We start from the raw sequence: 8975 nt of genomic DNA on the forward strand, positions 1-8975 counted from the left end.
TTTTGTCCCACCCTGGGGGCATCGGGGACAGACCCTGAGCTGTCCCTGACATGATTTCGGGCATGCAGGAAATCGACATTGTGCGGCTCGGCCCCGGCGAAGGGCCCCGGCTGCGTGAGGTGCGGCTACGCGCGCTGCGCGACTCGCCGGACGCGTTCGGCTCCTCGTACGACCGCGAAATCGCCTTCGACCCCGAGACGTGGGCGCAGCGGCTGGCGAACCCCGAGTCGTGCTGGTGGGTGGCCACCCGCGCCGGCCAGGACGTCGGGCTGGTGTGCGTGCTGCTGGAGGAGCAGGACGCGCACCTGGTGTCCATGTGGGTCGCCCCCGAAGCCAGAGGCGCGGGCGTGGGCTCCCGGCTCGTGGACCAGGCCGTGGACTGGGCCAGGGGCACGGGGGCCGGGCGGATCGGCCTGTGGGCCGTGGACGGGAACCACGCCGCCAGAGCCCTCTACGCCCGCAAGGGCTTCACCCCCAGCGGCCAGGTGATGGCGCTGCCGTCCAACCCCGCGGTGATGGAGTCCCACTACGTGCTGTCCCTCGTCTTCCGTCAGGCCCGCAGGCAGGACGTGCCCGCCATCGTGGCGATGCTGGCCGACGACCACCTCGGCGCCGCGCGCGAGGGCGACCCGAACGACGAGCGGTATCTCGCCGCGTTCGACCGGATCGACGCCAACCCGTACGACGAGCTGATCGTCGCCGAGCGGGACGGCAAGGTCGTGGGGACGATGCAGCTCACCTACCTGGCCGGGCTGTCCAGGCTGGGCGCCGAGCGGTGCCAGATCGAGGCCGTCAGGGTCGCCGCCTCCACCCGGGGCCAGGGGCTCGGCCGCGAGATGATCACCTGGGCGATCGACAGGGCGCGGGCGCGCGGCTGCGCGATGGTGCAGCTCACCTCCGACAAGTCACGTACGGGCGCGCACCACTTCTACGACTCGCTCGGCTTCACCGCCTCCCACGAGGGATACAAGCTCACACTGGGGTGATCTCCACCAGGTTGTCGTGAAAGGCCGGGCCCCTGCCCATGTCGGCGTCCCGCTCGGCCACGACCGCGTTGGGGTTGGCGCCGCCGGGGCTGAGCTTGGGCCAGTGCCCCTTCCGCGAGGCCACCACCCCGGCCGCCACCCGGTCGCTGACCTGCACGTCCGCCAGGAACTCGCCGCCGTCGTTGTGCACGCGCACGCGCCGGCCGTCCACCAGCCCGCGCGCCGCCGCGTCGGCCGGGTTGACCAGCACCACGGGATCCTTCGCCCGGCGGCGCAGCTCGGGATTGTTGCCGAAGGTCGTGTTCAGGAACGTGTGCGAGGCGGGCGTGATCAACGTCAGCGGGTACGGCGAGTCGCCCGCCGCGGCGGCCGTGTGCGACGGCACGTACGCCTTCCCCCGGGGCGGGAAGCGCAGCCGCCCCGACGGCGTCGGGAAGCCCTCGGCGAACGGCGTGAAGGGCCGCGGGTAGCTCATCCGCATCCAGCCCTCCTTGCGCAGCCTGTCCAGGGTGATGCCCTCAAGCGACGGATGCCCGCTGTTCAGCAGTTGCTCGGCCAGCTCCAGGTCCGAGTCGAACAGCGACGGCTCGGTCATCCCCATGTGCGCCGCCAGCCGCCGGAACGTCTCCGTCGTGGACAGGCATTCGCCGGGGGGCGGCACGGCCTGCTCGTTCCAGAGCAGGTACATGTGGCCGTACCCGGCGTGCAGGTCGTGGTGCTCGGTCTGCATGGTCGCGGGCAGCACGATGTCGGCGTAGTCCACGGTGTCGGTCGGGAAGTGCTCCATGACCACCGTGAACAGGTCCTCGCGAGCCAGGCCGCGCCTGATGGCGTTGGCGTCGGGGGAGGAGCCGGCCGGGTTGGCCGCGTACACCCACAGGCACTTCACCGACTCCAGTTGGGAGGCCAGCTTGGTCATCACGAGCGTGCGCACGGGCTCGGCCAGCAGGTCGTCGCGCCGGTCGACGTTGAGGTGCACGTGGTCGCTGGTGGAGAAGGCCATGCCGCCGCCGGGGTGGCGCCAGTCGCCGGTGACGCCGGGGATGGCGGCGATCGTGCGCAGCGCCGCGCCGCCGCCGGCGTGCCGCTGGAGGCCGTGCGTGGCGCGCAGCGCGGTCGGGCGCGTGTGCGCGAGCCTCATCCCCAGCCTGTGGACGGCCTCGGCCGGGATCCCCGTGATCTCGGCCACCCGCTCGACCGGGTAGCTCAGGATCTCCTCGCGGAAGTCGTCCCAGCCCTCGGCGTGTTCGGCCAGGTACTCCTCGTCCTGCGCGTTCTCGGCCAGCACGACGTTGAGCAGCCCGAGCGCGAGCGCCCCGTCCGTGCCCGGCCTGATCGCGAGGTGCTCGTCGGCCTGGTCGGCGGTCCTGGTGCGGATCGGGTCGATGGCGACGACGTGGGCGCCGTTCGCCCGCGCGTCCTGGATGAACTTCCACAGGTGGTGGCCGGTGGTCAGGGTGTTGGTGCCCCAGAGCAGGATGAGCTTCGACAGCGCGAAGTTCTCCGGGTCCATGCCGCCCGCGGTGCCGTTCGTCCGGCGCAGGCCGCTGTTGCCGGCCGCCGAGCAGATGTTGAGCCAGTGCTTGGAGGCGCCGAGCATGTTCCAGAACCGCCGTCCCGCCACGCCTTCGCACCCTTGCAGGTAGCCCAGCGAGCCGGTGCCCAGATACGGCCAGATCGCCTCGCCACCGTGCTCCTCGACGATGCCGCGCAGTCGTACGGAGATCTCGTCGAGCGCCTCTTCCCACGTGATCCGCTCGAACCGACCCGAGCCCTTCGGCCCGACCCGGCGCATGGGGTAGAGGATGCGGTCGTCCGCCCTGGTGTGCTCCAGGTAGCGGTTGACCTTCACACACAGCGCGCCCCTGGTGTAGGGCTGGTCGGGATTGCCGCGCAGCTTCACCGCGGCGCCGTCCTCCACGGTGACCACCCAGGAGCAGGTATCCGGACAGTCCAGTGGACATGCCCCCAAAACCCTCAATTCGCCCGACATGAGGAACAGCCTACGTCCCCTCGGTGCGCCGGGAAATCAGAGGTGAAGGGTGGGAACTCCAGCGTGTAGCCTGCCCCGTGCGACGACTGGAGCACGATCGACGACACTGGGGGGCGGAGATCGTACGGTCCGGCACGGGAAGGGGCAGAATCTCTCTCGGTGGCCGATATCAGGGAACGAGACAACACGGAGGACCTCTCGGAGGAGGATCCCGCCGTGGCTGAGTCGCGCCCTGACCACGACCCTGACGACGTAAACGCCGTCTACGTCGTCGAGCCGCTGCTGCCCCAGCGCCTGCGCCGGCCCTCCGACCTGCTGCGCTTCATCGCCACGATCCTCGTGCTCGCCGCCGTCGTCCTGCTCGCCCTGGTCGCCAAGCAGACACTGATCGGGCTGGAGGCCGACGTCAAGGAGGGCGCCGAGCTCGTCCCCCTGCTCAGCAGGATCGCCGCCTTCCTCGGCGGCGCCGCCGTCCTCATCGTGCCCGCCGCCTTCGCGGTCGAGCGGGTCTTCCACCGCGACGGGCTGCGCGTGGCCGAAGGGCTGATCGCCGCCATCGTCGGCATGGCCGGCTCGTTCCTGCTCGGGCAGTGGCTCGTCGGGGGCAACGCCTACGACCTGCGCGTCCTGCTCACCGGCGGGCGCGAGATGGAGCCGCTCAACACGCTGCTCACCTCGGTCGTCGCGTACGCCACCGCCGTCCGCATCTCCCGCCGCCCCACCTGGCGCATGCTGATGTGGACCACGATCGCCCTCTACATCCTGGCCTTCTTCTCCGGCCGCCAGATCACCATCCCCAGCGCCATCGTCACCGTCCTCGTGGGCATGGCCATCGGCTACGCCACCCTCTACGGGGTCGGCAGCCCCAACACCAGACCGGCCGGCAGCGCCGTGGTCGCCGCGCTGCGCAAACTGTCGTTCTCGCCGATCTCCGCCCGCCGCATCGAGGACGACCACCAGGGCAGCCGCCGCTACGCCATCGGCCTGCGCGACGGCTCCGGCCTCGACGTGACCGTGCTCGACCGCGACCGGCAGGTGGCCGGCCTCCCCTACCGGCTGTGGCGCCGCTTCCGGCTCAACTCCGAGACCAGGCGGCGGGCGATCAGATCGCTGCGGGCCGAGCTCGAACGCGAGGCGCTCATGGCGTACGCGGCCCAGGCGGCCGGCGCCAGCACCCCCCGCCTGCTCGGCACCAGCGAGATCGGCACCGAGGCCGCGCTGCTCGCTTACGAGCACATCGACACGCGCCCGCTCGACGAGCTGCCCGACGAGGAGATCGACGACGACCTGCTCGCCCAGATCTGGGAGCAGGTCGAGCTGCTGCAGATCCAGCGCCTGGCCCACCGCCGCCTCACCGGCGACAGCATCCACGTCGACCGGGCGGGCCGCGTGGTGCTCACCGACGCCCGCAGCGGCGAGGTCGCCGCCGGCGACCTGCTGCTGCGCCTCGACGTCGCCCAGCTGCTCACCTACCTGGCGCTGCGCGTCGGCCCCGAGCGTTCCGTACGCGCCGCGGCCGCCGTGATGGGCCCCGACGCGCTGGCCGCCGCCATGCCGCTGCTCCAGCAGATCGCGCTGACCAGGGAGACCCGCTCGGCGCTGTCGAAGGCGAAGAACGTCCTGCCCGCCATCCGCGAGCACATCGTCGCCCTCAAGCCGCAGAGCAAGGTCGAGGAAGTCCGCCTCGAACGCTTCCGTCCGCGCACCCTGATCACGATCATCGCCAGCGCCATCGCCGCCTACATCGTGCTCTACCAGCTCAGCCAGGTCGACGTCTACCACGTCGTCACCACGGCCAACTGGGCCTGGTCGGGCCTCGCCCTGGTGGCCTCGTTCGCCAGTTTCGTGGCGGCCGCGCTCATGCTGCGCGGATTCGTCCCCGAGCCCCTGCCGCTCTGGCGCACGGTGCTCGTGCAGTTCGCGTCGTCGTTCGTCAAGCTGGTCGCGCCCGCCGCCGTCGGCGGCGTCGCGATCAACACACGCTACCTGCAGAAACGCGGCGTCCCACCGGCCAGCGCGGTGGCCAGCGTGGGGGCCTCGCAGCTCATCATGCTCGTCTTCCACATCTCGCTGCTGGCCCTGTTCGCCTACATCACCGGCTCCACCACCGCGACCTCGTTCACGCCGTCACGCGGCCTGGTCCTGGTCATGCTGGCGGTCGCCGTGCTGGTGGTGGCGGTGCTCGGCATCCCGCCGCTGCGCCGGCTGCTGACCACGCGGATGAGCAAGCTGTTCTCCAACGTGCTGCCCCGGCTGCTCGACGTGCTGCAGTCGCCGCGCAAGATGGTCGAGGCGTGCGTCGGCACGCTCATGATCACCCTGATGTTCGTGCTGTGCCTGCACGCCTGCATCGCCGCCTTCGGCCACGAGATCAGCTTCACCGCCGTGGCGGTCGTCTTCCTCACGGCCAACGCGATCGGCTCGGCCGCGCCCACACCGGGTGGTCTGGGCGCGGTCGAACTGGCGCTCGTGGGCGGCCTGGTGCTGGCCGGGGTGCCCAAGGAGCTGGCGACCTCGGCCGTGCTGCTGTACCGGTTGCTCACGTTCTGGCTCCCGGTCCTGCCCGGCTGGGCCTCCTTCACCTACCTCCAGCGGCACGAAGCCCTGTGAGGCGTGCTCATGCCGAGCCGGTGAGCTTGTCGATGGCCTGGAGCTCGTCCTGCGTGAAGGCGGGGCCGTCCACGCACGCCACGTTGTCCTCAAGCTGCTTGACGCTGCTCGCCCCGATCAGCACGCTCGTCACCCGCGAGTCCCGCAGCACCCACGACAGCGCCATCTGCGCCAGCGTCTGACCCCGGGTCCGCGCGATCTCGTTGAGGTCGCGCGCCAGCTGCACGTTGATCTGCTCGGCGTTCAGGAACCTGCTGGTCGCCGCACGCGAGTCGGTGGGAACGCCGTCGAGGTAACGGTCGGTCAGCAGCCCCTGCGCCAGCGGCGAGAACGCGATGCAGCCCATGCCCGCCTCCTCCACCGCGTCCAGCAGCCCGTCCTCGATCCACCGGTTGATCATCGAGTAGGACGGCTGGTGGATGAGCAGCGGCGTGCCCAGCTCGCGCATGATCCGCGCGGCCTGCGCGGTCTGCTCGGCCGAGTAGTTGGAGATGCCGGCGTACAGCGCCTTGCCCGAGCGCACGGCCCGGTCGAGCGCCCCCATGGTCTCCTCCAGCGGCGTCTCCGGGTCGGGACGGTGGCTGTAGAAGATGTCCACGTAGTCGAGGCCCATGCGCCCCAGCGACTGGTCCAGGCTGGCCAGCACGTATTTGCGCGAACCCCACTCGCCGTACGGGCCCGGCCACATGTCGAAGCCCGCCTTGGTCGAGATGATCAGCTCGTCCCGGTAAGGGGCGAAGTCCTCGCTGAAGATCCGGCCGAAGTTCCGCTCCGCCGAGCCGTACGGCACGCCGTAGTTGTTCGCCAGGTCGAAGTGCGTGACGCCGAGGTCGAACGCGCGGCGCAGGATCGCCCGCGAGTTCTCGATCGGCCGGTTGTCGCCGAAGTTGTGCCACAACCCCAGCGAGACCGCGGGCAGCTTCAGCCCGCTGCGCCCGCTGCGGTTGTACGGCTGGCGCTCATAACGCCCCTCGTCGGCCTGGTAGGTCATGCTGTGCCCCTTTCGATGATCCACGACAGCGCGAACGCCTCTTCCCGCCAGGCGTCGTAACGCCCGCTGCGCCCGCCGTGACCGGCGCCCATCTCCGTCTTCAGCAGGAACGGCCCGCCGCTCGCGGACGCCCGCAGCCGGGCGATCCACTTGGCCGGCTCGTGGTACAGCACGCGCGTGTCGTTCAGGCTCGTGATCGCCAGGATCGGCGGGTACGGCCCGCCGTCTACGTTCTCATAGGGCGAATAGCTCTTCATGTACGCGTACACGTCCGGGTTGTGCAGCGGATCGCCCCACTCGTCCCATTCGATGACGGTGAGCGGCAGCGACGGGTCGAGGATCGTGTTGAGCGCGTCCACGAACGGCACCTCGGCCACCACGCCCGCGAACAGCTCGGGAGCCAGGTTCGTCACCGCGCCCATCAGCAGGCCGCCTGCCGAACCGCCCCGCGCGATGATCCGCTCGCTCCAGCCGGACGCCTTCATGTGCCTGGCCACGTCCACGAAGTCAGTGAACGTGTTGCGCTTCCTGGTGAGCTTGCCCTCCTCGTACCAGCGCCGGCCCATCTCACCGCCGCCGCGCACGTGCGCGATGGCGAAGACGAACCCGCGGTCGAGCAGCGACAGTCTCGGCACCGAGAAGCCGGGGTCGATCGAGGTCTCGTAGCTGCCGTACCCGTACAGGAGGGTCGGGGCGGGCTTGGCCGCGTCCTTGCGCTTGACGATCGAAACCGGGATCTTCGTGCCGTCGCCGGCCGTGGCCCACTCGCGGAACTGCTCGTAGTCGCCAGGGTCGTAGCCGCCGAGCACCGGGCGCTGCTTGAGCAGGATCAGCTCGTGGCTGTCGAGCTCGTAGTCGTACACGCTGGGTGGGGTGACCATGCTCGTGTAGGCCAGCCGCAGCCGCCTGGTCGTGAACTCCGGGTTTCCGGCCGGGCCGACGTCGTAGAGCGGCTCGGGAAAGTCGATCTCGTACGCGTTCCGCTCCGACGCCTCGACCCGCTCGCGCCAGGTGCCGCCGGCCGAGCCGTACGGGAGCACGCGCAGCCCGGTCAGGCCGTCGCGGCGCAGGTGCACCACGGCGTGGTCGGAGAACGCGTCGATCTCCAGGAGCCTGGTGTCCTCCCCGTGCGGGATGAGCGGCGTCCAGGTGCCGGGGTCGTCGAGCGGGGCCGTGGCCAGCTCGAAGTTCTCGGCGTTCTCGTTGTGCAGCACGTAGAAGAAGTCGCCCGCGTGCTCGACGCCGTACTCGACGCCGGTCGTCCGCGGGCGGACCACCCTGAACTCGCCCGCGGGGTCGTTCGCGTCGAGGATCCGCACCTCGCTGGTGATCTTGCTGCCCGCGCCGAGCACCAGGTACTTCTCGCTGCGTGTCAGCCCGATGCCGACCCAGTAGCGCTCGTCGGACTCCTCGTAGACGAGTACGTCCTCCTGGGTGCCCAGCGCGTGCCGGTAGACCTGGAAGGGGCGCCAGGCGTCGTCCACCCGCGTGTAGAAGAACGTCGACCCGTCGGCAGACCAGGCGCCGCCGTAGAAGATGTCGGTGATCTCGTCGGGGAGCACCTCGCCGGTCGTCAGGTTCTTGAACCTGAGCGTGAAGCGCTCGTCGCCCTTGTAATCGGTCGAGAAGGCCAGCATCGTGCCGTCGGGGCTGACGGAGCTGGCGCCGACCGAGAAGAACGGGCTGTCGCCGGCCAGCTCGTTGCCGTCGAGGATCACCTGCTCGCGGTCGAGCCGCTCGCCCGGGGTGATCTCCGGGGGCGCGTCGCTGTCGGCGGGGACCCGGCAGGAGACCGCGTACTGCTTGCCCTCCTCGGTGCGCGAGAAATACCACCACGCGCCCTTGCGGCTGGGCACCGACAGGTCGGTCTCCTGGGTGCGGCCCTTGATCTCCTGGAACACCTGCTCCTGGAGATCGGAGAGGTGAGCGGTCTGCTGTTTGAGGAAATCGTTCTCCGCCTCCAGATAGGCGGTCGTGTCGGGATCTTCCTTGTTGCTCAGCCAGGCGTACTCGTCGATGACGGTGTCGCCGTGATGGATGCGCTTCGTGGGAACCTTCTTCGCCACTGGCGGCGTGTTGCTGCTCACGTGGGGAGTCTATGTTCGGTCGTGATCGTTCTGTTGCCGGAGAAGACGGCGAAGCGGCACGAGGGCTCGGAAGCGCTGCTAATCTTTAGGAGCCGACGCGGTGCGGCGCAACCCTCCTCTCTCACTCAGGTGACTTTGGTGTGTTGTGTCTCGCTTGTCGGCAAACCCTTCTGACGCGCCGGTCTGGAGATCGATTCGCAGAACGGCCGAACGGCTGGTAAGTTTGAGGGGTTGTCTCCGAAAGGGGGCGGCGCTTAATTCCCGCAGGTCGAGCGAGTCCGGTCAATTTGACAGGGACTTGAACGGCT

At 69.8% G+C, this 8975-nt stretch carries 5 protein-coding genes; 2 read left to right on the forward strand and 3 right to left on the reverse strand.

The genetic code is table 11. From position 1 onward, the window contains the following. Positions 1–62: 62 nt before the first annotated feature. Positions 63–986: a GNAT family N-acetyltransferase gene (locus AB0C28_RS49360; RefSeq protein ID WP_358083418.1), complete on the forward strand. Its 924-nt coding sequence runs from the start codon at positions 63–65 to the stop codon at positions 984–986. Here the strand turns inward: AB0C28_RS49360 and AB0C28_RS49365 are convergent. Next, positions 973–2979: a molybdopterin oxidoreductase family protein gene (locus tag AB0C28_RS49365; RefSeq protein WP_358083421.1), complete on the reverse strand. Its 2007-nt coding sequence runs from the start codon at positions 2977–2979 to the stop codon at positions 973–975. The genes AB0C28_RS49360 and AB0C28_RS49365 overlap by 14 nt on opposite strands. A 216-nt stretch (positions 2980–3195) precedes the next feature. Here AB0C28_RS49365 and AB0C28_RS49370 point away from each other — a divergent pair, with 216 nt between their 5' ends. Next, the gene (locus tag AB0C28_RS49370; protein ID WP_357861848.1) at positions 3196–5589 is read left to right on the forward strand and encodes a lysylphosphatidylglycerol synthase transmembrane domain-containing protein; all 2394 of its coding nucleotides are present in this window, start codon (positions 3196–3198) and stop codon (positions 5587–5589) included. 7 nt (positions 5590–5596) lie between these two features. Here AB0C28_RS49370 and mgrA read toward each other — a convergent pair whose 3' ends face one another. Both mgrA and AB0C28_RS49380 read right to left on the reverse strand, forming a co-directional pair. Next, a complete protein-coding gene (gene mgrA, locus AB0C28_RS49375) occupies positions 5597–6580 on the reverse strand; it encodes an L-glyceraldehyde 3-phosphate reductase (RefSeq protein ID WP_358083423.1) in 984 nt (327 codons plus the stop codon). After that, on the reverse strand, positions 6577–8667 hold the full coding sequence (locus AB0C28_RS49380; protein WP_357861844.1) for a S9 family peptidase: 2091 nt from the start codon (positions 8665–8667) through the stop codon (positions 6577–6579). Before AB0C28_RS49380 ends, mgrA begins: the two co-directional genes overlap by 4 nt. Positions 8668–8975: the final 308 nt, after the last annotated feature.

Source organism: Nonomuraea sp. NPDC048892 (genome assembly GCF_040649735.1).
Taxonomy (GTDB): Bacteria; Actinomycetota; Actinomycetes; order Streptosporangiales; family Streptosporangiaceae; genus Nonomuraea; species Nonomuraea maheshkhaliensis.

Bases quoted from the DNA above. Each gene is read 5' to 3' on its own strand.
- AB0C28_RS49360 (WP_358083418.1), top strand. From the start codon at position 63: ATGCAGGAAATCGACATTGTGCGGCTCGGCCCCGGCGAAGGGCCCCGG.
- AB0C28_RS49365 (WP_358083421.1), bottom strand. From the start codon at position 2,979: ATGTCGGGCGAATTGAGGGTTTTGGGGGCATGTCCACTGGACTGTCCG.
- mgrA (WP_358083423.1), bottom strand. From the start codon at position 6,580: ATGACCTACCAGGCCGACGAGGGGCGTTATGAGCGCCAGCCGTACAAC.